The 23,368-nt window shown below is 64.2% G+C and carries 24 protein-coding genes; 5 read left to right on the top strand and 19 right to left on the bottom strand.

The genetic code is table 11. The annotated features are described in order from the left end of the window. Positions 1–295: 295 nt before the first annotated feature. From CWB41_RS01110 to CWB41_RS16250, 4 genes are all read right to left on the bottom strand, one after another. Positions 296–1,939 (bottom strand): cisplatin damage response ATP-dependent DNA ligase, encoded by a 1,644-nt coding sequence (locus tag CWB41_RS01110; protein ID WP_115835813.1) that lies wholly within the window; start codon positions 1,937–1,939, stop codon positions 296–298. Beyond that, positions 1,936–2,958, bottom strand: a complete 1,023-nt coding sequence (locus CWB41_RS01105; protein WP_115835814.1) for a ligase-associated DNA damage response exonuclease — start codon at positions 2,956–2,958, stop codon at positions 1,936–1,938. Before CWB41_RS01105 ends, CWB41_RS01110 begins: the two co-directional genes overlap by 4 nt. A gap of 46 nt (positions 2,959–3,004) precedes the next feature. Continuing rightward, positions 3,005–3,223 carry a hypothetical protein gene (locus CWB41_RS01100; RefSeq protein ID WP_129396368.1) on the bottom strand — a complete coding sequence of 73 codons (219 nt, stop codon included), beginning with the start codon at positions 3,221–3,223 and terminating at the stop codon, positions 3,005–3,007. Between the two features lie 313 nt (positions 3,224–3,536). Next, a complete protein-coding gene (locus tag CWB41_RS16250; RefSeq protein ID WP_181902951.1) occupies positions 3,537–3,893 on the bottom strand; it encodes a hypothetical protein in 357 nt (118 codons plus the stop codon). Positions 3,894–4,222: 329 nt separating this feature from the next. On the opposite strand from CWB41_RS16250, the gene CWB41_RS01095 reads away from it, so the two are divergent. Then, positions 4,223–5,146: a class I SAM-dependent DNA methyltransferase gene (locus CWB41_RS01095; RefSeq protein WP_115835816.1), complete on the top strand. Its 924-nt coding sequence runs from the start codon at positions 4,223–4,225 to the stop codon at positions 5,144–5,146. 22 nt (positions 5,147–5,168) lie between these two features. Here CWB41_RS01095 and CWB41_RS01090 read toward each other — a convergent pair whose 3' ends face one another. From CWB41_RS01090 to CWB41_RS01050, 9 genes are all read right to left on the bottom strand, one after another. Beyond that, complete coding sequence (locus CWB41_RS01090) at positions 5,169–5,498, bottom strand: polyhydroxyalkanoic acid system family protein (protein WP_115835817.1); 330 nt, start codon at positions 5,496–5,498, stop codon at positions 5,169–5,171. A 65-nt stretch (positions 5,499–5,563) separates the two neighbouring features. Beyond that, a complete protein-coding gene (locus CWB41_RS01085; RefSeq protein ID WP_115835818.1) occupies positions 5,564–6,466 on the bottom strand; it encodes a CopD family protein in 903 nt (300 codons plus the stop codon). A gap of 55 nt (positions 6,467–6,521) precedes the next feature. Then, the gene (locus CWB41_RS01080) at positions 6,522–6,887 is read right to left on the bottom strand and encodes a copper resistance CopC family protein (protein ID WP_115835819.1); all 366 of its coding nucleotides are present in this window, start codon (positions 6,885–6,887) and stop codon (positions 6,522–6,524) included. 7 nt (positions 6,888–6,894) lie between these two features. Further along, positions 6,895–7,854 (bottom strand): hypothetical protein, encoded by a 960-nt coding sequence (locus CWB41_RS01075; protein WP_115835820.1) that lies wholly within the window; start codon positions 7,852–7,854, stop codon positions 6,895–6,897. Positions 7,855–7,978: 124 nt separating this feature from the next. Beyond that, entirely contained in the window at positions 7,979–8,401 is a 423-nt protein-coding gene (locus CWB41_RS01070) for a DUF2946 family protein (RefSeq protein WP_129396367.1), read from the bottom strand. A gap of 102 nt (positions 8,402–8,503) precedes the next feature. Further along, on the bottom strand, positions 8,504–9,205 hold the full coding sequence (locus CWB41_RS01065) for a glutathione S-transferase N-terminal domain-containing protein (protein ID WP_115835822.1): 702 nt from the start codon (positions 9,203–9,205) through the stop codon (positions 8,504–8,506). A 2-nt stretch (positions 9,206–9,207) separates the two neighbouring features. Then, positions 9,208–10,083, bottom strand: a complete 876-nt coding sequence (locus CWB41_RS01060; protein WP_115835823.1) for an SDR family oxidoreductase — start codon at positions 10,081–10,083, stop codon at positions 9,208–9,210. After that, positions 10,080–11,318 (bottom strand): tRNA epoxyqueuosine(34) reductase QueG, encoded by a 1,239-nt coding sequence (gene queG, locus CWB41_RS16305; protein ID WP_245411244.1) that lies wholly within the window; start codon positions 11,316–11,318, stop codon positions 10,080–10,082. Before queG ends, CWB41_RS01060 begins: the two co-directional genes overlap by 4 nt. Continuing rightward, positions 11,216–11,908, bottom strand: a complete 693-nt coding sequence (locus tag CWB41_RS01050) for a glutathione S-transferase family protein (protein WP_115835824.1) — start codon at positions 11,906–11,908, stop codon at positions 11,216–11,218. Before CWB41_RS01050 ends, queG begins: the two co-directional genes overlap by 103 nt. Positions 11,909–12,006: 98 nt before the next feature. Between CWB41_RS01050 and CWB41_RS01045 the strand changes: the two genes are divergently transcribed. The 3 genes from CWB41_RS01045 (at position 12,007) to speB (ending at position 14,627) form a co-directional block, all read left to right on the top strand. Then, complete coding sequence (locus CWB41_RS01045; protein WP_115835825.1) at positions 12,007–13,050, top strand: AI-2E family transporter; 1,044 nt, start codon at positions 12,007–12,009, stop codon at positions 13,048–13,050. A 114-nt stretch (positions 13,051–13,164) separates the two neighbouring features. Then, on the top strand, positions 13,165–13,737 hold the full coding sequence (locus CWB41_RS01040) for a pyruvoyl-dependent arginine decarboxylase (RefSeq protein ID WP_115835826.1): 573 nt from the start codon (positions 13,165–13,167) through the stop codon (positions 13,735–13,737). Continuing rightward, the gene (gene speB, locus CWB41_RS01035) at positions 13,734–14,627 is read left to right on the top strand and encodes an agmatinase (RefSeq protein WP_245411195.1); all 894 of its coding nucleotides are present in this window, start codon (positions 13,734–13,736) and stop codon (positions 14,625–14,627) included. Before CWB41_RS01040 ends, speB begins: the two co-directional genes overlap by 4 nt. Before the next feature lie 12 nt (positions 14,628–14,639). On the opposite strand, the gene CWB41_RS01030 is transcribed toward speB, so the two are convergent. The 5 genes from CWB41_RS01030 to CWB41_RS01010 all read right to left on the bottom strand — a co-directional run bounded on the left by CWB41_RS01030 (position 14,640) and on the right by CWB41_RS01010 (position 21,811). After that, the gene (locus CWB41_RS01030; protein ID WP_115835828.1) at positions 14,640–15,521 is read right to left on the bottom strand and encodes a transglutaminase family protein; all 882 of its coding nucleotides are present in this window, start codon (positions 15,519–15,521) and stop codon (positions 14,640–14,642) included. Then, on the bottom strand, positions 15,518–18,019 hold the full coding sequence (locus CWB41_RS01025) for a circularly permuted type 2 ATP-grasp protein (protein WP_245411196.1): 2,502 nt from the start codon (positions 18,017–18,019) through the stop codon (positions 15,518–15,520). Before CWB41_RS01025 ends, CWB41_RS01030 begins: the two co-directional genes overlap by 4 nt. A gap of 2 nt (positions 18,020–18,021) precedes the next feature. Next, a complete protein-coding gene (gene mog / locus CWB41_RS01020) occupies positions 18,022–18,567 on the bottom strand; it encodes a molybdopterin adenylyltransferase (RefSeq protein WP_115835830.1) in 546 nt (181 codons plus the stop codon). A gap of 221 nt (positions 18,568–18,788) precedes the next feature. Beyond that, positions 18,789–19,943, bottom strand: coding sequence for a hypothetical protein (locus CWB41_RS01015; RefSeq protein ID WP_129396366.1), 1,155 nt, complete (start codon positions 19,941–19,943; stop codon positions 18,789–18,791). Then, positions 19,940–21,811, bottom strand: coding sequence for an extracellular solute-binding protein (locus tag CWB41_RS01010; protein WP_115835832.1), 1,872 nt, complete (start codon positions 21,809–21,811; stop codon positions 19,940–19,942). The genes CWB41_RS01015 and CWB41_RS01010 overlap by 4 nt, the downstream gene beginning before the upstream one ends. A 275-nt stretch (positions 21,812–22,086) precedes the next feature. On the opposite strand from CWB41_RS01010, the gene CWB41_RS01005 reads away from it, so the two are divergent. Next, positions 22,087–22,791, top strand: a complete 705-nt coding sequence (locus tag CWB41_RS01005; RefSeq protein ID WP_115836350.1) for an invasion associated locus B family protein — start codon at positions 22,087–22,089, stop codon at positions 22,789–22,791. Positions 22,792–22,864: 73 nt separating this feature from the next. Here the strand turns inward: CWB41_RS01005 and hspQ are convergent, their stop codons facing one another. Further along, positions 22,865–23,194: a heat shock protein HspQ gene (hspQ, locus tag CWB41_RS01000; protein WP_115836351.1), complete on the bottom strand. Its 330-nt coding sequence runs from the start codon at positions 23,192–23,194 to the stop codon at positions 22,865–22,867. Positions 23,195–23,368: the final 174 nt, after the last annotated feature.

Genomic DNA, 23,368 nt, shown 5'->3' with positions numbered 1-23,368 from the left:
AATGAGCGCGGGCCGCGAAAAAACGCGGATGTATCGCCGCGCCACGGGCGATTCCTGGCCGTCTTCGGCGCTTTGCCCTTAAAACATTGAATCGAATAGCACTTGATTGGCGGTCTCAAAATGCGCCTTGAACGGTTGAACATCGCAACCGCGACGCGTCGCAAAAGGCGGATAAGGCGAAAAGCCGCCGCGCGGGCAAACGCTGCGTTAGCAGCGGGAGACAGTCTTTCGTTTTCTTGGCATAGAGTCATGTGACAGGCCATTTGCCGCATAGGCGGGAGGAGGCGTCATATGCTTAGTCGGCGATCAGCCTCTCAAGCGTCTCGAGCCTGTCCGCTTCCCGTGCCGGTTTGTCCCAGCGGATGCGATTAACGCGGGGAAAGCGCATCGCGACGCCTGACTTGTGTCGGCTAGAGTGGTTCACGCCATCAAACGCGATCTCCAGCACCAGACCTTCGTCGTGCCCATAGGCCACCTCGCGCACCGGGCCGAAGCGATTGGTTGTGTGATTGCGCACATAGCGGTCGAGTAGACGCAACTCGTCATCGGTGAAGCCGAAATAGGCTTTTCCGACAGGGACGATCTCGTCGCCGTCCGATCCCGCACGCCACAGGCCAAACGTAAAATCGGAATAAAAAGACGAGCGTTTGCCGTGGCCGCGCTGCGCATACATGAGCACGGCGTCGACAGCGAAAGGATCGCGCTTCCACTTATACCAGAGGCCCTTGGGCCGTCCCGGAACGTAGATTGAATCCAGACGCTTCAGCATCACGCCTTCGATCGCGGCAGCATCGGCGTCAGCGCCGCCCGCCACAGGGTCGCGCCGCGCTGCAGCGAGAAAATCCCAGGTGCCGAAAGCGATTTGCGGCGAGAGATCGAGACGCTCGAGGCGTGCCTCCGCAACAAAATCCTCGAGCCTGCGCCGCCGCTCGACAAAGGGCAGGGCCCGAAGATCTTCGCCATCGAGGCCCAGCAGATCATAGGCGCGGATATGGGCTGGAAAATCGGTGAGCAGCGCCGCCGTCACCTGTTTGCGATTGAGTCTCTGTTGCAGAACACCGAAAGATTGCACACGGCCCGCGCGCAAGATCAGCAATTCGCCATCGAGCGAGAATTGGCCGCGCGGCGCGCGCGCCAGCGTTTCGATGAGATCGGGAAACGCGGCGAAAATATCTTCTCCGGTGCGCGAATAGAGCCGGATGATTTTTCCGCTTTCGCCGGTCCCGACGGCCGCCTGGACGCGAATGCCATCCCATTTCCATTCGGCGCTGAAATCGGCCGGCGCAAGCACCGCCAATTCCTCTTCCGTTACGGGATGCGCCAGCATCGCCGGACAGAACGGGGCGGGGTCATCTGGCTTCGGGCGTGGCTCGCGCCCTTCCAGCCAGGCGAAGAGGTCGAGATAGGGTGGTGCCAGCCCGTGCCAAAGATCTTCGATGGCATTGGCGTCGTGGCCGCCGAGTTCGGCTACTGCTTGTTTGGCGAGCCGTGCCGAGACCCCGACGCGCAGGGCGCCGGTGATGAGTTTCAAAAGCGCCCAGCGGCCTGTTTCATCGAGCCCGTCGAGCAGACGCGAAAGAACGCCGGGCAGTTCGAGTTTGCTCGCCGCTTCAAGCGTCGCGATCACCTCGCCCAACCGCAACGCGTGGGCGCCAGATGTGACGCGGTCGCTGGGCCAGAGCAGCGCGACGGTTTCGGAGAGATCGCCGACGAAATCATAGGAAAGATCGAAGAGCACCGGATCGACCCGCTCATAAATGAGCGTGCGGATCAGCGCCGGCTTGGCGTGCCGGAAACTCAGCGCGCCGGTCAGGGCGGCGAGCGCGAAGCCGCGGTCGGGATCGACGACCGTGCGAAAATAATCGGTCATCAGCCGCAATTTGCCAAGCCGCGAGGGCTCGTAGGCGAGACTGTCGAGAAGCGTGGCGAAGCGGTTCACGTGTCGGTCTCGAGGGGCGTCTCCGCCTCTTCGTCGCCATAGCCGAGAATGTGCAGCGGCGCGGCTTCTAGCCCGCGCTGGCGGAAGCAATGCACCAGCGCCTCGGGCTCGCCGTGGGTGACAAGCAGCGTGCTGCATTGCGTCTCGTCGACCGTGACGCAAAGCCCGTCCCAGTCGGCGTGATCGGAAATGACGAGCGGCAGCTCGATGCCGCGCTGGCGGGCGTGGGCGCGCACACGCATCCAGCCGGAAGCGAAGGCGGCGCGCGGCTCGGCGAATTTGCGGCTCCAGAGATCGTTGACGGCGCTTGGCGGACAAAGGACGATTTCGCCGGGCAGCGCGCCCGCGCCCGCGGCGAGGCGCACATCGCCGAGCGTGATGCCGGCCTCTTGGTAATAGGCGGTGATCTTTTCGAGCGCGCCGTGAATATAGATCGGCCGATCGTAACCGGCCTGCCGCAGCAGCGCGATGATGCGCTGCGCCTTGCCGAGCGGATAGGCGCCCACGAGATGCGTGCGCTCCGGAAACAGCTTTTGCGAGGCGAGCAGCTTGTCGATCTCGCCCGCGGCATTGGCGTGGCGGAAGACGGGCAGGCCGAATGTGGCCTCGCTGATAAAGGTGTCACAGATCAGCGGTTCGAAGGCGGCGCAGGTCGGGTCGGCTTCGCGCTTGTAATCGCCCGAGACGACGATTCTTGTGCCGCCCTGCGCAAGCCGGATCTGGGCGGAGCCGAGCACATGGCCGGCGGGGAAAAAGCCGACGTCGACGCCGCCGATGCCCAGCGTTTCGCCATAACGCACGGTCTGGGCCGCGCCGGCGAAATTCTCGCCATAGCGGATGGCCATGACGGCGAGAGTTTCTGCCGTGGCGAGCACCTGGCCGTGGCCGGGGCGTGCGTGGTCGGAATGGGCGTGGGTAATCAGCGCGCGCGGGACGGAGCGCAGCGGGTCGATAAAAAAATCACCCGCCGCGCAATAGAGCCCGGCGGGTTTCAGCGTCAGAATATCGGAGGCGGCCATCACCTGAAGATAGGTGTCGGCCGCTGCAGGGAACAGAGCGAAAACTTTATTCGCAGGCCATCTCGCGCGGGACGTAAAGGCCGCCGTAGGGGCCTTGTGCGGCCGTGACCACCTTCGTCGCCTGCACGCATTCGTCGTCGCGGTTGCGCGTCAGCGCCACCGCGGCGCCCTGAGCCAGGGGCGCGTAAGACGTCTTGTCGACGGGGAGGCTGTGATAGCCGAGGTCGCCGCGCATGGGCGAACCGAAGATCGGCGAGCCAAACACCAGCGCTGCCGCCAAGCACGACAAACCCAAACCGACAACCAATGACCGAATAACGCTACTATCGAGGATTTGCCGAGACGACTGCATAGTCTGCCCCTCCACTCAACCTCACGCCGCACCTGAACAATAGGGCGGCAGGACCCGGGGTCGGTGCGCTAGCGCACAGGGAGCCAATCCCCCCGGCGCCGGTGGGTTGCATCGCAGGGCGAAGAATTCGAGGGGAATGTCGAAAAGGCGTCCGTGGGGCGCAGCAAGCCGCGGGCGCGGCTTGCTGATCTTAAGCGTGGGCGGGTTCAGGCCGCCGGGACAATTTTTAGTAGGGGTAGCCGTAATAGGGCCGGCGATAATAGCCGTAGGGGTAGCCGTAATACGGATACGGGTAGCCATAGCCGTATCCATAATAGGGATAGGCCAGCGCGCTGCCGACGGCGAGACCGCCAAGCAGACCCGCGGCGCCCCAGCCCCAGCCGCCGCCGTAATAGCCGCCGCGCCAGCCACCACCGCGCCAGCCGCCGCCGCGCCAGCCGCCACCATGCCATCCGCCGCCACCGCCGTGCCATCCACCGCCGCCGTGGAAGGCCGCGGCCGGCGTTGAGGATGAAACGACGCCAAGGCTCAATGTCGTGGCGATCAAGCCGCCAGTGACAAGCTTTCTCATGAACGGCGACATCTGCTTTACTCCTCTGATCCAAGGCCGGCGATATGGGTGCCGGACCCTAAGATGCAAATTCCCAAATCATCCGGGCAGTTCCCGGTTCCCGGCCGCCGCCGCATAAATTGCGTACGGCCAGCCTTCCGGGGATCTCCCATCGCGAGTGGAATTAGGGAGGCGTTCAGTTGAACTCAAGATGAACATGTCATTTCGTCCAGCCTCGCACCCTCATTTGGCCCAGACGAATATGTATTTTTGGCAAAGGGTTGATCGCTTGAATCACAATCAGTTTATCTGCTAACTCCGCGATGCCGCGAGACAAGTTAAGGTTATTCAACGGTGTTGAGATGCACGACGAACCGGCGCGCTCCCAACCCGTGTTTCTGTCGTCGGGCGATGTCATCGCCGACCGCCGCTTCGCGCACGCCGCCGATTACATGGCCGGTGACGATGCCCGCGCAGCGCATGATCTTCTGACCCAGACATTGGAGCTTGCGCCGCATTGGCCGGCGGCCTGGTTCGCGCTTGGCGAAGCCTGCCTTGCGCTCGGCTGGCAAGAAAAAGCACGCGCCGCTTTCGGGCGCGCTTTGGCGGCGGCGCCGGAAGATGCGCTGGGCGCAAGCCTCAAGCTCGCCCAGCTCGGCGTTATGCCGCCGGCGCCTGCGCCTGAGGCCTATGTGAAGCGCCTCTTCGACGGCTATGCGGATCGGTTCGAGTCGCATCTCGTCGGTCGCCTCGCCTATCGCGGGCCGCGGCTTATGGCTGATGCGATTGCCGGTCTTGGCCGAACGCGGTTCGCGCGGGCGATCGACCTCGGCTGCGGCACCGGGCTTTGCGGCGAGATTTTCCGCGCCCGCGTGCAGCACCTCGCTGGTGTCGATCTTGCGCCGCGGATGATCGCGCGCGCAAAGGCGAAGGGGATCTATGACCATCTTGCCGTCGGCAGCCTCGAGCGTTTTCTCGCTGACGAAGCGGCGGCGAGTGCCGATCTGCTCCTCGCCGGCGATGTTCTTATCTATATCGCCGATCTTGCGCCGCTCTTCGCCGCCGCTTTTCGGGTGCTGCGTTCCGGCGGTCTTTTCGCCTTCACCGTGCAGACGGCGGAAAGCGGCTTTCTACTCGGCAAGGATCTGCGCTATGCGCACGCGGCCGGCTATATCCGCGACGTGGCGGCCAATGCCGGGTTCACGCTCCGGGTCCTTGAGAATGCGGCGGCGCGCCAGGAGGCGGGGAGCGATGTGCCGGGTCTCGTCGCCGTGCTCGAAAAGTGAGATGCGATCTTCGCGGCGAGGGTCAGGATTTCTTCGAGCGATCGCTGAGCGCGAGCGTTTCTCGCGTCGTCGCGGCCAGCTTTTCCTGCAGCGGCGCGGCGAGCTTGGCCAAAAGCCACGGCAGGACGATTTCGATGCGCACGCTGTCGGCAAGCACATCGATGCGGCCCTTGATCTCCTGCGCCAGGGCGAAGACGCGAATGTTCGCGCTATCGGCCGCCCAGACGATCTCGGAATGCGCGAATTTGTTGATGTATTCGTTCCTGAGCTGATCGATCTCGATGGCAACACGCCGCCGCGCCTCGTCGACGCTGAGGTTGTGCGGCACGGAAACGACAATCGACTTGGCCATGGGACCCTTCCGCATTCGATACCAGCGTAAGACTGGCACTGGCGGCGCGCAAAACGCAAGCCATGCTATGCGGGCGGTGGCGTGACGCCCAGAAGCGCAGCGGCGCCAATCACCAGCACGCCGAGCGCGAGTTCGACGCCGATGCTGCGAGAAAGACCGGTGAAAACGGGCGTTTGTCGGGCCGTCTCAAGCCGCGGCAGCGCGATGAAGCGGTTGTAGACGGCGAAGGCGAGCATGATGCCGACGAGCAGGAGCTTGACGAGCAGGATCTCGCCATAGTCTGTGGCGACGAGCCGCGCCAAATGGCCCTGCACGCGAAACAAGGCATTGGCTATGCCGCTCGCGATAATCAGCGTCACGGCGCCTGTCGCCAGCACCGAATAGCGCGACAGGATTATGACGATCTCGCGTGGCCCGCGCGCCGGGTCGCGCCGCGTGAGCACGAGACACAGGACCGGCAACCCGCCGACCCAGGCCGCCCCGGCGAGGACATGGGCCGCATAGATCACGATCATGGCCGCGCCGAAAAGACCGGCACCGCCATTGGTGGCATGGCCGAGCCAGGCTTGATCGATGATGAGGCCCGCGCCGATGAAGAGCCAGACGCCAAAGCGGATGCGCCGCGGCAGCGCGATGGCGAGCAAGGCGGCGGCCAGCAGAATCAGGCGGGCGATGACAACGGGGCCGAACTGCGTCTCGAAAAAGAAGGCGTTGAGCGTGTCGCGCGTTGTGGCATCAGTGAAACTTCCCGCCATATTGGCGATGAGCGCGGCGATCCAGATAACGCCGGAAAGGGCCGCTATCACCGCCGCGATTTGCAGCAGTCGATTCGTGGCGCGGAAAATTCGCTCCGCCTCGGCCGCCCCTGTGCCGCGCGTCAGCAGGAACGACAGCGGACAGCCGAAAAGCGCAAAGAGCGCGGTGAAGTGAACCCAGCGCGCGGCGACCAGAATTTGCAAGATCGTCATGGGTTCGGCACGAATTCGAAGTGGCGGGAGCCCCGCGCTGGCGGGGCTCCTCCGTTTACGGGGCTATGGTGAATTTATACGTGCCTTGCGTGTGATGCGTGTCGACCGAGACCACATGCCAGCTCACGACATAAGTGCCGGGCTTGAGCGCGTGGGCGAGGCGCAGATGCAGCGTGTTCGCCGGGCCGACGACGGCCTTCCCGGTCGGCACCGGCGCGCCGCCTGCCGTCACGGCACTCGCGCCCGAGAACGCGGCGACAATGTCTTCCGTAAAGGTCAGTTGCAGTTCGGGAGGCGAGGCGTTGACAATTGTGCCAACGCCGGGCTCGGCATGATTGAGAAAGGCGTGTGCGAAGGCCTGCGTACTCACCAGAAAACTGGCGAGGCCGGTGGCGGCGATGAGCAAAGAAGCGTGTTTCATGTAAGCCTCAATATCTGGCGAGGGGAGAGAGGGGCGCGCCGAAGAGCGGCTTGCCTAAGCTGGTCGGGGCCACATCATCGAGAAAGATGTCGAGAACGGCGAGCGCGCCGACATGGTCGCCGCTCGCGCGGTTGATCGGAACCTGCGCCATGACGCCGATCTCGAAATATTGGCCGATATAGTAGAGCGAGGGGCCGACGACGCCGGTCGTCTCGTAGGGCGAGAATTCGCCGGGGATTACCGGCCCCTGATTGGCGACGGGCGTGCTGAAAATGCCCTCGAACGCCGGGATCAGCCGATTGAAGACATCCGGCAGTTGATGCACGAAGGAGTTCTCGTAGAGCAGGCTGTATTGCAACGATGCGCCATAGGTGAGCATCGTCGGGTTGTAGCTGCCGTCGGAATTGATGGTGACAGTCGGGATCGAATAGTCGACCTCGCCGGTCACGGCGAAGGGCCGCGCCCAATCCGCCGAGGCATCGCCGAAGCCTTTGCCGATGAAGAATTTCGGCGTGATCGTCGAGAAGGGATCGGAGGGGAGCGACGCGCTTTGCGGGCTTCCGGTATTGCCGATCTCGGCAGAGACCGCCGCCGACATGATGAACTCGTGCCCGGGGTCCTGATAGAAGGCGAACTTCGCTTCGGTTTCGATGTTCGACCAACCTTCGGCCTGCGGATTGCGCTGCCAAGTATAACCGTCCGAGCCGATGGAAATGCCGAAATCGGGTGTGATCGTCTTGGCGTATTCCCATGCCAGCGAATAGGAGGTCGTGCCCGGTGTGCCGTCGGGGTTTGCCGCCTGCAAGTAGGAGAATGCCGGCAGCGCCAATTCGTCGTTGACGCCCGGATCGTCGATCGTGAGCGTCGCCGGGAAGACGCGGTTTCCGACGATGGTGTGCGCGTAGAGCGGGTTCGCGGCGAGCAGGAGAGCCGCTGCGGCGCTCGCGCAGGTGAAGTGTCGAATCATTGGAGAATCCTCAACGGAGAAGAACGTGCCGGCGCCTTCAGCCCTTGACCGCAGCGATGCGACATCGCGCGGGGAACGGCAACCGGCTTGGAAAATGCCTACCGGCGCCTAACGCCGGCGTCTTCTAGCTGAGGTGTGGAGGGCCGCGCGGCTGTGCCGCGATGGCGAAATAGAGACGCGGCTGCGCCGTTGCTCGCGCGAGCTGCGCCGCCCACGCACCGGCGATGAGCGCGACAATGGGAAGCGCCGGCGGCAAAATGACCGCGAGGTGGCAATGCAGCGCGCAGAAGGCGCAGGATTGTTGCTGTTGCTGCGGCGCACGGTCCGGCTTGGGCACTGAGCCTTGATCGCCCGATGCCGTATGGCAAATCGGGAAGCTGCCAAAGTTTCCGCTCGACGGAAGACCCGCCGTGCAGAACGCCCCGGCGGCGAGTTGCAGGTAAAGCCCGAGAATGGCCAGACCGGCGACAAATTGACGACCCGCCGCCGCCTTCGCGCGAAGGCGACCGCCAAGTGCGGTCATTGTATCGGCAATACGGCCCAGCACTTTGTCTCCCCTGGGCCGATCTTACGCGACTCCCGCGCGCGGCGACAAGCCGTCATCACAATTTCGCGGATTCGCGCCGGCCTGTTGCGTGTGAACCACGCCTCAGGCGGTGTTTGCCGCCGTCTTGCCGAAGAGATGTTTGCGGGCCTCAGCGTCGAATGCGGGCGGAGGCGTGGGGTTCACATCCTTCGCTTTGGCATAGGCCGCGATTGTCGCCGGGCGCGCCTTGATCGCTTCGAACCAGCGCTTCAGATGCGGGAAATCGTCGAGGTTCTGGCCCTGCGCCTGGTAGGGCACGATCCAGGGATAGGCGGCCATGTCGGCGATCGAATAATCGTCGGCCAGAAATTCGTGGCTAGCGAGGCGCTTGTTCATCACGCCGTAGAGCCGGTTCGTCTCATTCACATAGCGATCGATCGCATAAGGAATTTTTTCCGGCGCATAATTGCGGAAATGATGCGTCTGCCCGGCCATGGGGCCAAGGCCGCCCATCTGCCAGAACAGCCATTCGAGTGTCGCGACCCGCTTGCGGAAATCGGAGCCGATGAACTTGCCGGTCTTCTCGGCGAGATAGAGAAGGATCGCGCCCGATTCGAAGATCGAGATTGCCGCCCCGCCGTCCTTCGGCGCGCGGTCCACGATAGCGGGAATGCGATTGTTCGGCGCGATGGCAAGGAACTCGGGCTTGAATTGTTCTCCCTTGCCGATGTTCACCGGATGGATCTCGTAAGGAAGCTGTGCCTCTTCAAGAAACATCGTGATCTTGTGGCCGTTCGGCGTCGTCCAATAATAGAGATCGATCATATTCAGCCTCGTCCTTCGCCAGCGTCCCAAAGTGCCTTGAGGCCCTCGCGGTACGTCGGATACGCGAGCTCGACGCCAAGCCCTTCTTTCAGCTTGCCGTTCGCCGCGCGCTTGTTCTCCTCATAAAAGCTGCGCGCCATCGGGCTCAAGGGGGCGGTGGCGAAATCTTCCTCCGGCGGCGGCGCGACGCCCATCAATTTTGCGGCATAAGCGATGACGTCCTGCGGCGGGGCCGGCTCGTCGTCGGAGACGTTCCAGACATCGCTGTCGCCGTCATAGGCGAGCGCCGCGGCGATGGACGTGCCGATGTCGGCGACATGGATTCGGTTGAAGACCTGATCCGGTTTGATGATGCGCTGCGCCGTGCCGCTCTTCAATTGCAAGAGCGCATTGCGGCCGGGGCCGTAGATACCGGCAAGACGCAGGATCTGGATCGACTTGCGATTGTCGCGGGCGAGCGCCTGCCAGGCTTTTTCGGCGCGCAGCCGGGCAATGGAGCGCGGCTGTTTCGGCACCGGCACACGAGTCTCGTCGACCCATTCGCCTGCGCGGTCGCCATAGACGCCGATGGTCGAGAGATAGACGATCTTGAGCCGTTGCGGCAATTGCGACAGCACGCGGCCGAATTTGCCGAGCGCCGGATCGACGGAAGCGTCGGGCGGGATGGAGACGAGCAGCACGTCGGCGCGCGCCAAAGCCGCGGGAATTTCCGCATCGGCGCGTTCGGCGTCGAACATATAGCCCGCAAGGCGCGGCACGCCGATCTGCTCGACGGCATAATGGCTGCGCGCCGTGCCGGCGATCGTATCGAACGCTTCGCCATAAGCTTTGATGAAATGCTGCGCGCTATAGCCGAGACCGAAACAGAACAGGTTCATTGCATGACCTCGACAGGCGCTTCGATGCGACCCCATTCGGCGAGAACATCCGCATCATCCTCGCGGGCGCGATGGCGCGCGGCCAGCGCCGCGGCGCTCTGCGGCGCGAGACGCCAGAGCGCCCAGACGGCCATCGCCCGCACCAGCGGCGAGGGATCGTCCAGCCGCAATTCCACAAGCGGCAGGAGCGACAGATCGCCGGAATTGCCGGCGGCGACGAGCAGATTGCGGGCAAAGCGTGCGCTGCCGATGCGCTTCACCGGGCTCCCGGAGAAGTGCGCGCGAAAGCCCGCATCATCGAGTATGAGCAGATCAGAAAGCCGTGGCGCGACGAGATCGGCGCGCGCCTGCAATTTGGCTTCGCGCGAGGCTTGCGCGAATTTGTTCCACGGGCAGGCCGCGAGGCAATCGTCGCAGCCATAGATGCGGTTGCCGATCGCCGCGCGCACAGGCGCGGGGATATGGCCCTTATGCTCAATGGTGAGATAGGAGATGCAGCGCCGCGCATCGAGCAGATAGGGCTGCGGAAAGGCATTGGTCGGGCAGGCATCGAGGCAGGCGCGGCATTGGCCGCAATGGTCCGTCTCCGCCACATCGGGCTCGATCGCGAGATCGGTGAAGAGCGCGCCGAGAAACAGCCAGGAGCCCGCCTCGCGCGAGACGAGATTGGTGTGCTTGCCCTGCCAGCCGAGCCCGGCGGCCTGGGCGAGCGGCTTTTCCATCACCGGCGCCGTGTCGACGAAAACCTTGAGTTCTGTGCTGGGCGCCAGCGCCGCGAGCCAGCTGCCGAGCTGCTTCAGCCGGCCCTTGATGAGATCGTGATAATCGCGATGGCGCGCATAGACGGAGATGTTGCCGCGATCCTTTTGCGCGAGCGTCGCCAGCGGGTCGCCCTCCGGCGCGTAATTGGTGCCGAGCATGACGACGCTGCGGACGTCCGGCCACAGCGCGCGCGGGGAGGCGCGGCGCACTGACGTCTCCGCGATGTAATCCATATCGCCGGCATATCCCGCCGCGAGCCAGGCGTTGAGCCGCGCGGCCGTTTCCGGCGTGGCGTCGGGGCTGGTGACGCGGCAGAGATCGAATCCGAGGCTCTTCGCCTTGGCGACAAGCGCGGGCTTGAAATCGCGCGTCAGAAGTCGAGGTCCGCGTAGACCGGCGGCGGGCTGATGCCCGGCACGCGGTCGGCGAGCAGCGCGCGGAAGCTCTTGCGCGATTTCACCCGCGCGTACCAAAGCTTCGCCGTTTCGTCCTCGTCCCATGGCACGTCGCCCAGAAAATCCGCGACGGAGATATGCGCCGCGGCGGCCAGATCGGCATAGCTCAGCCTGTCGCCGGCGAGCCAGTTCCGCTGCGCCGTGAGATAGCCGATATAGCGCAGATGATAGCGGATATTGGCGCGCGCCGCGCGCACCACGTCCATGTCCGGCGCGCCGCCGCCCGCCTCGGCCGGCATGAAGCGCTTATAGACCTTTTCCGTCACCAGCCAATTCGAGACTTCGCCGTAGAATTTTTGCGCGAACCAGTTAACAAGCCGGCGCACTTCGACCCGTGCTTCGGGCGTCTCGGGCAACAGCCGGTTCTCGCCCAGCGTCTCGCCCAGGCTCTCGTCGAGATATTCGGCGATCACCGTCGCGCCAGGGACGGTGAAATCATGATCCGTGACCAGCACGGGCGTCTCGCCCGCCGGATCGAGCAGCAGGAAATCCCGCCGCCGCTCGAAGACCTTTTCCTCGATCAATTCGGGCTCGACGCCATATTCGGCGAGGGCGAGACGGACGAAACGCGATTGGGGGTCGAGCGGATGATGATAAAGCTGGGGCATAAGCGGGTGGGGAAACCAAAGCGCGGCCGGTGTAGGCTGGCGGCGGATGTTTGAGTAGGGATAATTTACTGTAGCCGCAAGGGATATGGACCGGCATCATGGATGCGACCCCGCAGGGTACTTCTCCTAGGAATGTGGCCGCCCCGAGTCCGGGCGGGGCCGACCTTGTGGCGCAGGGGCTCGTGCTCCTTGGGCTCCTCGCCATCCTCTGGCTTGGCCTTCTCTCGGCCTTTCTCGCCGGCTTCTTCATCTATTTCCTTATCGAGTTCGGCGTCCGGCGATTGGGGAGAATCGGCGTCCTCCCGGGCGTTGCGCGAATCGTCCTGGCGCTGGCCATCGCCGTCATCGTTATCGCGGGGCTCACGTTTGGCATCATCGCGCTCGTTTCCTTCATGTCGAACGATCAGGACAATCTCGGCCGGCTGCTGCAGCGCATGGCCGAGGTCGTCAGCAACGCGAAGGCTTATCTGCCGGCGGGGCTGCAGGATTATGTGCCGACAAGCCTCGATGAATGGCGCCGGGCGGCCGGCGGCGCGCTGCGCGGCAATGCGGCGCATCTGACGGTTCTCGGCCGCGGCGCGGGCGCGCTCATCATCCACATTCTTTTCGGCATGATCGTCGGCGCGCTCGTCGCCGTCAGTCCGCCCGCGCCCGCCAACGGGCCGCTGGCGCGCGGTCTCGAGGAGCGGGTGACGCGCGTCGGGACGGCCTTCAACCGCGTCGTCTTCTCGCAGATCAAGATTTCGGCGCTGAACACGCTGCTCACCGCCATCTTCCTCGGCGTCGTGCTGCCGCTCATCGGCCGGCCGCTGCCCTTCACCAAGACGATGATCGCCGTCACCTTCGTCGTCGGCCTTCTGCCGATCATCGGCAATCTCATCTCGAATTCGATCATCGTGCTTATTGCGCTCGGCGTATCGGCGCTCGATGCGGGGCTGGCGCTCGCCTTCCTGATCGCGATCCACAAGCTCGAATATGTTTTCAACGCGCAGATCATCGGCACGGAAATCCGCGCCCATGCCTGGGAGATTCTGCTGGCGATGCTGGTGCTGGAGGCGGCGTTCGGCCTCAAGGGCCTCGTCGCCGCGCCGATCTTCTACGCCTATCTCAAGGACGATCTGAAGGCGAGCGGGTGGGTGTGACGGGCGCGCGCCGCGCACAAGCGGGAGAGGGATAGCGCCCGTGGCGGGCCCTTGTCGCAATCTCGGCACGCAGGGCTTATAAGCACATCCCTCGAACGCCCGAGGCTATTATTGATGTTTCCCGTCCCGACCAGCGTTTTCCTCACCCGTGGCGTGGGCGTCCATCGCGACCAGCTCACCGCCTTTGAATTCGCCTTGCGCGATGCCGATATCGAGCAGCAGAATCTTGTCTCGGTCTCATCGATCGTGCCCCCCGGATGCCGTCTCATCTCCGCCACCGAAGGCATCGAAACGCTGCACCCCGGCGAGATCACCTTTTGCGTGCTGGCGCGGGCGGAAACCAACGAGCCGGGGCGACGCGTCCATGCGAGTGTCGGGATCGCGCGCCCCGCCGATCCCGGCGTCTATGGCTATATTTCCGAATATCACGGCTTCGGAAAGACGGAACTGGAGAGCAGCGATTATGCCGAAGACCTCGCCGCCACGATGCTGGCGACGACCCTCGGCATCGATTTCGATCCCGACGCCGCCTGGAACGAACGCCGCCGCGTCTATGAGACGAGCGGCCATGTCTTCGACAGCACCTCGATCACCGCGGCGGCCGAAGGCAATAGCAACGGCTTATGGACCTGCGCGGTGGCGGTCGCCGTCTTCCGCTTCGCGCCTGTGCCGGGAACGCCGACGTGACCGAGCCCACGTTCTCCCTGCCGCCGACATTCCTCGGTGTCCGTAATACCGCGCGCGACGCCCGGCTTTGCATCGCCGGCATTCCGCTCGACATCGGCACGACCAACCGTAGCGGCGCGCGCGACGGCCCGGTGGCCATCCGGCGCGCCAGCCGCATGCTCGTCGACGGCGCGCATCCGCACCGCTGGATCGACCCGGTTGCGGACCTCGATCCCGCCGACATCGGCAATTTCGCCATCGCGCTCGGCGACCTTGCGGCGAGCCTCGCGCTGATCGAACGCCAGGCCGCGCCGCTCGCGCATCTCGTGGCGCTCGGCGGCGAACATACGATCACCTTGCCGCTGCTGCGCGCCCTCGCCAAAAAGCGCGGCGCTGTCGGCCTCGTGCATTTCGATGCGCATATCGATACGTGGAAAGACAATTTCGGCGAAACCTACGGACACGGCTCGGTCTTCTTTCACGCCATCGCGGAAGGCGTCGTCGATCCGCGCCGCATGGTGCAGATCGGCATCCGGTCGCCGGTCCAGAAAGAGATTTTCGATTGGACTTTGGCGCAAGGGGTGACGATCATCACCGCGCAAGATGCGCATCTGCGCACGCCGGGCGACATCGCGACGACAATCCGTTCGGTCGTCGGCGAAGCGCCGGCCTATTTGAGCTTCGACATCGACGCGCTCGATCCGGCCTTTGCGCCCGGCACCGGGACGCCGGAAGTCGGCGGCCTCGCGACCTGGCAGGCGCAGGCGATTCTGCGGCAGCTCGAGGCGATCGATTTCATCGGCATGGACGTGGTCGAAGTCGCGCCCGCCTATGACACGGCCGAAATCACCGCCTTGGCGGCGGCCACAATGGTCTGGGAATATCTCGCGCTCATCGCACCGGCGCCATAGGGCGCGTCTTCTTCACCACCGCCGCGGCACGACATCCACCTGCACATCGATATCCTGTTCGCGCGCGCCGGTGACGATGCCGGCGACGGGGGAAATGTCGGCATAGTCGCGCCCTTCGGCGAGCATCACATGGTCGTTGTTGACGAGCGTGCTGTTGGTCGGATCGAGGCCGATCCAGCCGAGCCGTTCGCCGCACCAGAGCGAGACCCAGGCGTGCATCGCGTCCGAGCCTTCGAGCTTCGGCGTGCCGTCGAGCGGGATGGTGCGGATATAGCCGGAGATATAGGCCGCGGGCAGGCCGAGGCCCCGCAGCCCGGCGATCATGATATGGGCGAAATCCTGACAGACGCCGGACTTCTGCGCGAAGGCTTGTGACAGTGGCGTCGAGATCACCGTCGAGGTCGGATCGTAAGTGAAATCCTTGCGGATACGGCGCATCAGCTCGACCGCGGCGTCGAGCACCGGGCGTCCGTCGGTGAAGCTCTCGCGCGCATAATCCGTCGCCGGAGCGAAGCGCGGCACATAACGGCTCGGGTGCAGATATTGTGCAGGCGAGCGTCTGCCGAGCGACTCGCTGTCGAAAGCCTCCTCGCGGACGAATTCCCAGGCGCCGGTCGTGGCGGGATCGGGCGGCTTCGGGCGGTCGATCTCGACGACGGAGGTCGCCACGACGGAGAGTTCGCGATGCGCCGTCTCGATCATCATCGAGGTAACGCGATTGCCGAAGAAGCAGGTGCGCTCCTGCATCTCCTTCGGAGCCGGGTCGATTTGCAGCTTGGTTTCAAGCACGCGCTGGCCGGGCCCGTCCTGCGGCAGCAGGCGCAGGGCGCAATAATTGAACGTCACCGTCGAACCATATTCGTAGATGGTAACGTGCTTTATGTCGTAAATCACGCCAGACCGCTCGCGGTATCCGCCCGCGCGACATGCGGGCCTTGCAGGAAATAGCGTGCCGCGATGGCTTCAGCCAGAGAAAGCAACGCATTTTCGAAGGTCAGGATGCGGTTGATGTCGAGCTTGTCGGCTACCGTCGTCGCGACATCGGCGCCGATCTGCAAGGCGATCCGGCGCGGCGCCTCCAGCATCCCATCCTCGGCCAGCACCGGCAATTGCGAGATATGGCCGTTGAGCTTCTCGACCTGGAAGGCGACGGAGCGTGGGTTGAACGGGTCGAGCACCGCCATGTCGCGCACCGGGCCGAGCGCGATGCCCATCATGTAGCGCGAGCGATAGGTGATCGTGGAATCGATGAGGTCGAGGAGAATATCGAGTTCCTCGACCGGCGCCTCGGGATGGCCGAAATGGCGGGCGAAGCGGCAGGTATTGATGGCGCGCTCGATGCGCCGTCCCATCCGCAGGAAATGCCAGCCCGCGCCGCGGATCATGTTCTCCTGCGCGAGGCCGGCGATGGCGGCCATCGTCTGCAAGGCGGCATTGGCGCGCTCATGGGCTTCGGCCTCGGTCAGCGAGGCGTCCTCGTCGCGGTCGAGCTCGCTGCGCAATTGCTCGATCAGCCGCCAGGTGTCGGTCGAAAGCCGCTCGCGGATGAAGGAGGCGGCGCGATGCGCATCGCGCACCAGCGCCAGCGCAGAGCCGAATTCCTTGTTCGAATGCAGGCCCGTGGCGGCAAGCTGCATCACTTCGCTCGACGCCTTGGCCGGCACCGTGCCCCAGGCGACGAAAAGCCGGACGATGCGCTCGATGGCCGAGCGGGTATTGCCCAGAGTGTCGGTGTCGATCAGCCGCCCCGCGAGACATCGGATGAGCCGCAGCGTCGCCTCGGCGCGTTCGAGATAGCGGCCGAGCCAGAAGAGATTGTCGGCGGCGCGGCTCGGCAGGTGGCCCATGACGCGGCGGATACGCACCGTCTCGTCGGTCGGCAGCAGCGTGACATGCTGCACCGGCCCCTGAGAGAGCACCCAGACGTCGGCCGAGCGCACGCCTTCGCCCATCGACACGGCGCGGGCGTCGGGCCGTCCCGAGATGCGGCAGAAGCCGCCGGGCATGACCGTCCAGCCGTCGCGCGTGCGCGCCGCATAGATGCGCAGGACGAAGGGGCGGGGCACCAGCTTGCCGTCTTCCCAGACCGGCGTCGTCGAGAGATTGACCACTTCCTGTCCGACGAAATCGATACCGCGCCGCTCGATCTCGGAGACCAGTTTCTGCTTTTCTTCCGCCGTCAACGAAGCGCCGACGACCGCCTGATTGGCCGGTCGGCCGAGGACGGAATTGCCGAAGGCGCCGGCGATCGCCATGCCCTCGGGCTGGGCGAGGACGCGCTCGCGCTCGCGCGGCTGACCGCACCACCAGGTCGCGACATTGGACATCAGCAGATCTTCGCCGAGCACGCGGCGGCAGAGCCGCGGCATGAAGCTCATCATCACCGGGGCTTCGAGGACGCCCGCGCCAAGCGCATTGGCCATCACCACGCCGCCGGCGCGCAAGGCATCGACAAGGCCAGGCACGCCAAGCCGCGAGCGCGCGTTGAGCTCCAGCGGATCGGCATAATCGGAATCGATGCGCCGCCAGATCACATCGGCGCGCTTGAGGCCGGCGATGGTGCGGACGTTGATCTCATTGTCGCGCATCGTCAGATCACCGCCCTCGACCAGCAGAAAGCCGAGATAGCGGGCGAGATAGGCTTGTTCGAAATAGGTTTCGTTATAAGGGCCCGGCGTCAGCAGGCAGATGCGTGGATCGGCATGCGCGGCGGCGCCGATCAGGCCGTCGCGGAAAGCCTGGAAGAACGGCGCCAGCCGGTTGACGTTCATGTCGCGATAGAGCGCGGGGAAGGCGCGCGACTGGACGATGCGGTTGGCGAGCGCGTAGCCAGCGCCGGAAGGCGCCTGGGTGCGGTCGCCGATGACCCACCAATTGCCGTCCGGTCCGCGGCCGATGTCGGCGGCATAGAGAAACAGGAAATTGTCGCCGGGCGGCCGCAGCCCCTCGAGTTGCGGCAGGTAGTCGGTGCAGCCGGTCACGGCGGCGGCGGGCAGGTCGCCGTTGCGGACGAGATCGGCCGGGCCGTAAATGTCACCAACGACCGCTTCGAGCAGGCGCGCGCGCTGCGTCACGCCGGCGGCAATAGCGCGCCATTCGTCGGACTCGATCAACAGCGGCAAATGGCTCAGCGGCCAGGCGCGCTCGCTCGTATCGCCATAGGCGCGGTAGGACACGCCGGTATCGCGGATGTTGCGGTCGGCGGTGGCGAAGCGCCGGTCGATCTCATCGCCGCCAAGCTCGCTCAAGGCGTGGAAGAATTTGACCCAATGTTCCCGCGGCACGCCATCGGGGCCGATGAACTCGTCCGGCACGTTGGGGAGCGGACGATAGCCGGAGACAAGCGCGGCGAAGCGCTTTGCGGCTGTTTTATCGTGGGAGGCGGCGGTCATCGTCATGATTTCGGCCGGAAGGTTTTGACCAAAGCGGTGTCCGTTTCAAGTCGCGCCGCGCCGATGAGGTCGAGGCAATAGGGCACCGCGGGGAAGACGGCGTTGAGGCAAAGCTCGATCGAGGCGGGTTTGCCGGGCAGGTTGATGACGAGACAGGCGCCGCGATGTGCGGCGATCTGGCGCGAGAGGATTGCCGTCGGCACCTGTTTCAGGCTTTCGGCGCGCATCAATTCGCCGAAGCCCGGCAGTTCGCGCGGTGCGGCGGCCAGCGTCGCCTCCGGCGTCAGATCGCGGGGGCTTGGCCCGGTGCCGCCCGTGGTCAGGATCAAATCGCACCCCTCTTTGTCGGCAAGCTCGATCAACGTGTCGCGCACCGAGTCGAACCCATCGGGAATGACGCGATGCACCGTCGCGAAGGGCGACGTCAGAATGCGCTCCAAATAGGCAATGATCGCCGGGCCACTTTCGTCACGGTAGAGGCCCTGACTGGCCCGATCTGAAACAGTGACGACTCCGATCAGCGCGGTTTTTTCTACTTTTTCCGTCATCTCGACTGTTTTCGATTACATTCCCGCGCGTTGCCGCAAGACTATGCAAATGTCATTCTCGCTACGTTGCATAAAATCATCGGCATTAAGGTCGTGCGGATGCCAGCGGGCTCCGGCTTGCATCGACATTTATCATGTTCTGGACGGCTTCGGGGAATGACGGCAGGTGCTTTCAACACCTCATCGCGTAGAGAGCCTTAGACGGCGGTGCCGAGGTTTAATCAATCCGCGGTCACGGCCGCGCCGCGGAAGATCAGTCTGCCGTCTGCCTCTGCGGCTTGCTCCACCGTCAGGATACGCGATTCCTCGAAGCCGATGAAATGCGGCTCCAGCGCCGGCGCCGCGGGCATGGAATTGCGCCGAGGTTCGGCGATAACCCCTGTTTCATCAATCGCATAGAGATCGACGATCGGGCATGGTGCGTCGAGCACCGGAGGCGGGGCGAAGGTCTCGCCGCCGGCGAGCCGCGACACCAGAACGGCCGAGGCCAGCCCATCGAATATGCCGGCGAAATCGCTGGCGAGCGCGACGGGCAGGACGAGATGGGCCGATTCCATCTGGTTACGCGCCGCAAGGAAATCCTCTTCCGAGAAGGGTCCGTGCAGATAGAGCGTCGCGCCGGACAGCAGCGCCGCGCAAGGGCCGGCGACGAAACCGGCGCAGGAGACGGGCGGCAGGGTAGAGAGGATCGGTGTGACCCGGCCGATTCTGGCCCGGGCGACGAAATCGAGCCCGGCGGTAATCAAGGTCGCCTGCCGGTGCAGCACCGGCCGCGCCCTATGCCGGTCGTAGGTGATAAGCGGCGGCGGCTCGGCCGGCAGGGGCTTGCCGCGCTCGAGGCCGAGATCGGGGTGCTGCGCCGCATATTGAAGGATGGCGCCGGGGCTGACGCCGATCGCCCCGTCATGGTCCTCCGAGCTGAAATTGGCGACCAGACGAATCGAGGGTACGGCGGCTGCGGCCTGCAGACAGGTTTCGAGCGGCGCGAGATCGCCATAGGTGGCGGGTCCGGCGATCGCCGCCGCGCCGGTGGCCTCGGCATAGGCGGCCAGTGCCGAAGTATCGAGATCGACCGGCGCCAGCGCCGGGACGAAGCCGCCGCGCAAGGCCGCGATGGCCGCCGTCGCGACATTGGCCTCGGCGCCGCCGACAAGCACGATGCGCTCGCCGGGCTGCAGGCCGCAATCCGCGAAAATGCGCGCCAGCGCCGCGATCTGCGTGGCGACAAGGCCGAAGGGCAGGGCGTTGACGCGATCGGCAAAAGCAATGGCGGCGGGCCGCAGCCGTGCGGCTCCCGACACCAATGTGTCGAGGCTGTAGGGCGCGAGAGTATCGCGCCGGACGCTCAGGGTTTCGACGGACTGCGCAACGTTCACGGCGTTTTCCTCCACCAGGAATCGAGCGTCGCATCAAGACTAGGAGAACCGTAAGCAGGCAATTTCGCCGGTCTGGCAAGCGTGGTCGAGGCCGCAATCCACTGGTTTTGCGAATGGTACAGCGGCACGATGTAAAACCCCGAGAGCAGCACCCGGTCCAGCGCTCTTACCGCGGTGACGAAATCCTCCTCGGATTCGGCCGCCAGCAAGGCATCGACCAGCGCATCGACGGCGGGCGATTTGACCCCGGCGAGGTTGAAGGAGGCGGGTTCGTCCGCCGCGTCCGAGCCCCAGCGCGTGCGTTCCTCGCTGCCGGGCGAGGCCGAGGCGACCCAGGAACCGAGCATCATGTCGAAATCGAAATTCTGCCGGCGGCGCTGGTATTGCACCTCGTCGACGATGCGTATCCGCGTGTCGACGCCGATGCGCGTCAGCGAATCCGCATAATCGAGCGCGAGCCGCTCCTGCGCGCGGTCCTCCACCATGATCTCGAAACTGAGGGGCGTGCCGTCGCGGGTAAGCTTGCCGTTGATCACCTTGTATCCGGCGGAGGCAAGCAGGGTCAGCGCGCGGCGCGGCCAGATCCGGTCATGTCCCGAGCCGTCGGTCTTCGGTGGGCGCCAGAGGCCTTCGAGAATGTCGGGCCTGACCGCGCCGGGAAACGGCTTCAGCAGCGCCCGTTCGGCGAGGCTCGCCGGCCGGCCGGTCGACATAAAGATCGAATCGTCGAAGAAGCTCTTGGTGCGGGTGTAGAGACCGGCGAAAAGATTGGTGTTGATCCATTCGAAATCGAACACCATGCCCAGCGCCTCGCGCACGCGGACGTCTTTGAAGAAGGTGCGCCGTGTATTGAAGACGAAGCCATCCATGCCTTTGGGGCCGCCAATAGGCAGATTTTCGACCGCCACGCGATGCTCCCGCACGGCCGGCAGGTCATAGCCCGTCGCCCAGCGCAACGGGTCATTCTCGAAGCGGGCATCGATGAGCCCGGCGCTAAGGGCTTCGAACAGGCTGTTGGGGTCGCGGTAGTAATCGATCTCGATCGTGTCGAAGTTGAAAAGTCCGCGCTGGCTTGGCAGGTCCCTTGCCCAATAGCGCGTATTACGCTTGAGGATCAGCTTTTCCCCCGGGTCGACTTCGGCGATCTCGTAAGGGCCGGAGCCGAGCGGAACGGCGAAACTTGCCGCATCGAAATCGGCTGCGTTCGTCGCGTTGCGCGACAGCACCGGCATCAGCGCCAGGATCAGCGGTAATTCGCGATCGTTGAGACCGGGGAAATCGAAGCGGATCGTTTCATTGTCGGGCGTCTCGACGCTTTTCACCAGCGTATAGGCGCTGCGCTGTTGTGGCCGGCCCTTGGTCTTCAGAAGATCGAAGGTGAAACGGACGTCGGCGGAGGTGATCGGTGAGCCGTCGGCAAAACGCGCCCGCGGATCGAGGTGGAATAGCGCGTAATCGCGGGCCTCGTCCGTCTCGACGCTCTGCGCGATGAGCCCGTACATCGTGAAGGGCTCGTCCATCGAACGTGTCATCAGGGTCTGGAATACGTCCGGGATCAGACCCGGCGCCGCCGATCCCGATTTGACGTTGAACGGGTTCAGGCTGTCGAACGTGCCGAGAAAGCCGAGCGTGAGTTTGCCGCCCTTGCGCGCCGCCGGATCGGCGTAGGGAAAGTGGGCGTAATCTGGCGGCAGCGCCGGCGTACCGTGCATGGCGAGTCCATAGGCTTGCGCCGCCGCGCCTGTTGCCGTGGATGCAAAAGCCGCCGCGGCGGTTGCCAGGAGCGCTGCTGTGAAAGCCTTGCGGAACGGCCCCGAAATCTGGTGTCGGGGCCACCGCCGAAGGCGGCGAATCGCTTCCGATTGCATCGCGGGAGTCTAGAGCGGGCGGGCGAAAGTGCGAACCAGTTTTCGCAAGAGGGGTTACATTGTCACCTCTCGGCGGAGAATTTAGGAAAAAGCCCGGTTAATCCGCAACTTCGCTGCGCTCAGCCAATTTCTCGCCTTATTCCCAAGCGATTGGCGTCGCCTGTTCTTGACTGGCGGCCAAGCTTCGCGTCTTTGTGGCCCGCGGCCAATAATTGCTGTATTTCGACCCTCCGCGCCAGAACGGTCCGGCGCAGATTATCGGAAAGGTTTTTCTTATGGCGTCCTCGTTGATGCGTCTTGGCTTCGCTGGTCTGGCGGGCTTTCTCGTCCTTGCGAGCGCGGGTCAATCCCAGGCGCAGCAGCCGCCAACGCCGCAGCAGGTGCCGCAGCAGGCCCAGGCCCCCCAGGGGCCGATCAAGCTCGATCTCATCGGCACCCAGTCAAAGTGGACCAAGGTTTGCGGCCACGATCAGGGCGCCAACCGCGACGTTTGCTATACGACGCGCGACTTCAGCGCGCAGCCCAGCCAGCCGCCGGTCATTGCGGTCGCGATTTACGACATCAACGGCGAGGACACGCGCATCGTCCGCCTGCTCATGCCGGTCGGCCTCATGCTGCGTCCGGGCTTCCGCTTCTGGATCGACAAGGGCGAGACGCTCGATGGCTCCTATGAAATCTGCTTCCCGAACGGCTGCTTTGCGGAATCGAAGATCAAGGGCCCAACGCTCAACGAAATGAAGAATGGCACGACGCTCAGCATCGCTGTGCGCAACCAGGCCAATAACGAAGTCACGTTCGCCGTGCCGTTGGCCGGCTTCGGTGACGCCTTCGATGGCCCGGCGGTCGACCCCAAGGTTCTCCAGGCGGAGCAGGAAAAGTTCCAGGAAGAGTTGAAGAAGCGCGCCGAGGAAGAGCGCAAGCGTCTGCAGGCCAACAAGGCGGCTGGCGCGACCGGTGGCGCCGCTCTCCCCGGCAAGTAAACGCGACGTGCTGGATGCCCTCTCCGTCGGAGAGGGCAGACCGGCATCGAGCGTTGAGGGGTAAAGCTCCGGCTTAGTTCAGCCGCACGGTCTTGACGCGATATCCGCCGTCGTCCGCGCGGGTAAACATTTCTTCGACTTGCGGATGACGGACGGGATCGCCGGACGTGTCGGGGAGCAAATTCTGCTCGGAGACATAGGCGACATATTCCGTGTCGGCGTTTTCGGCGTAGAGATGGTAGAAAGGCTGATCCTTGCGCGGCCGCACTTCTTCGGGAATGGCAAGCCACCATTCGTCGGTATTCGCGAACACGGGATCGACATCGTAAATAATCCCGCGAAAGGGATATTTGCGATGCTTGACGATCTGGCCGATGCCGAATTTTGCTTTACGCGGTTTCACATTCACGGAAGATGCTCCGAAGAGCAGGCGCCGTAAGCGAAATTCGAACTCACGGCAACGGATTTTGTTATCCGCCGCGAATTGCAATGTCAACCGAACGCATGTCGCGTCGCGCGCACCGCAATTCTCTGCAAGATAAATTGAAATTGGCGTACATCCTCAAGTGAGCACGCC

The sequence above is a fragment of the Methylovirgula ligni genome (genome assembly GCF_004135935.1).
GTDB classification, from domain to species: Bacteria; Pseudomonadota; Alphaproteobacteria; order Rhizobiales; family Beijerinckiaceae; genus Methylovirgula; species Methylovirgula ligni.
Note: the sequence above shows the minus strand (reverse complement) of the source record. Positions and strands in the feature narration are given on the sequence as shown.

Coding starts and splice junctions, on each gene's coding strand:
- CWB41_RS01105 (WP_115835814.1), bottom strand. CDS start 2,958: ATGGCCGCCTCCGATATTCTGACGCTGAAACCCGCCGGGCTCTATTGC.
- CWB41_RS16250 (WP_181902951.1), bottom strand. CDS start 3,893: ATGTCGCCGTTCATGAGAAAGCTTGTCACTGGCGGCTTGATCGCCACG.
- CWB41_RS01095 (WP_115835816.1), top strand. CDS start 4,223: ATGCACGACGAACCGGCGCGCTCCCAACCCGTGTTTCTGTCGTCGGGC.
- CWB41_RS01090 (WP_115835817.1), bottom strand. CDS start 5,498: ATGGCCAAGTCGATTGTCGTTTCCGTGCCGCACAACCTCAGCGTCGAC.
- CWB41_RS01085 (WP_115835818.1), bottom strand. CDS start 6,466: ATGACGATCTTGCAAATTCTGGTCGCCGCGCGCTGGGTTCACTTCACC.
- CWB41_RS01080 (WP_115835819.1), bottom strand. CDS start 6,887: ATGAAACACGCTTCTTTGCTCATCGCCGCCACCGGCCTCGCCAGTTTT.
- CWB41_RS01075 (WP_115835820.1), bottom strand. CDS start 7,854: ATGATTCGACACTTCACCTGCGCGAGCGCCGCAGCGGCTCTCCTGCTC.
- CWB41_RS01065 (WP_115835822.1), bottom strand. CDS start 9,205: ATGATCGATCTCTATTATTGGACGACGCCGAACGGCCACAAGATCACG.
- CWB41_RS01060 (WP_115835823.1), bottom strand. CDS start 10,083: ATGAACCTGTTCTGTTTCGGTCTCGGCTATAGCGCGCAGCATTTCATC.
- CWB41_RS01050 (WP_115835824.1), bottom strand. CDS start 11,908: ATGCCCCAGCTTTATCATCATCCGCTCGACCCCCAATCGCGTTTCGTC.
- CWB41_RS01045 (WP_115835825.1), top strand. CDS start 12,007: ATGGATGCGACCCCGCAGGGTACTTCTCCTAGGAATGTGGCCGCCCCG.
- CWB41_RS01040 (WP_115835826.1), top strand. CDS start 13,165: ATGTTTCCCGTCCCGACCAGCGTTTTCCTCACCCGTGGCGTGGGCGTC.
- CWB41_RS01025 (WP_245411196.1), bottom strand. CDS start 18,019: ATGACCGCCGCCTCCCACGATAAAACAGCCGCAAAGCGCTTCGCCGCG.
- mog (WP_115835830.1), bottom strand. CDS start 18,567: ATGACGGAAAAAGTAGAAAAAACCGCGCTGATCGGAGTCGTCACTGTT.
- CWB41_RS01010 (WP_115835832.1), bottom strand. CDS start 21,811: ATGCAATCGGAAGCGATTCGCCGCCTTCGGCGGTGGCCCCGACACCAG.
- CWB41_RS01005 (WP_115836350.1), top strand. CDS start 22,087: ATGGCGTCCTCGTTGATGCGTCTTGGCTTCGCTGGTCTGGCGGGCTTT.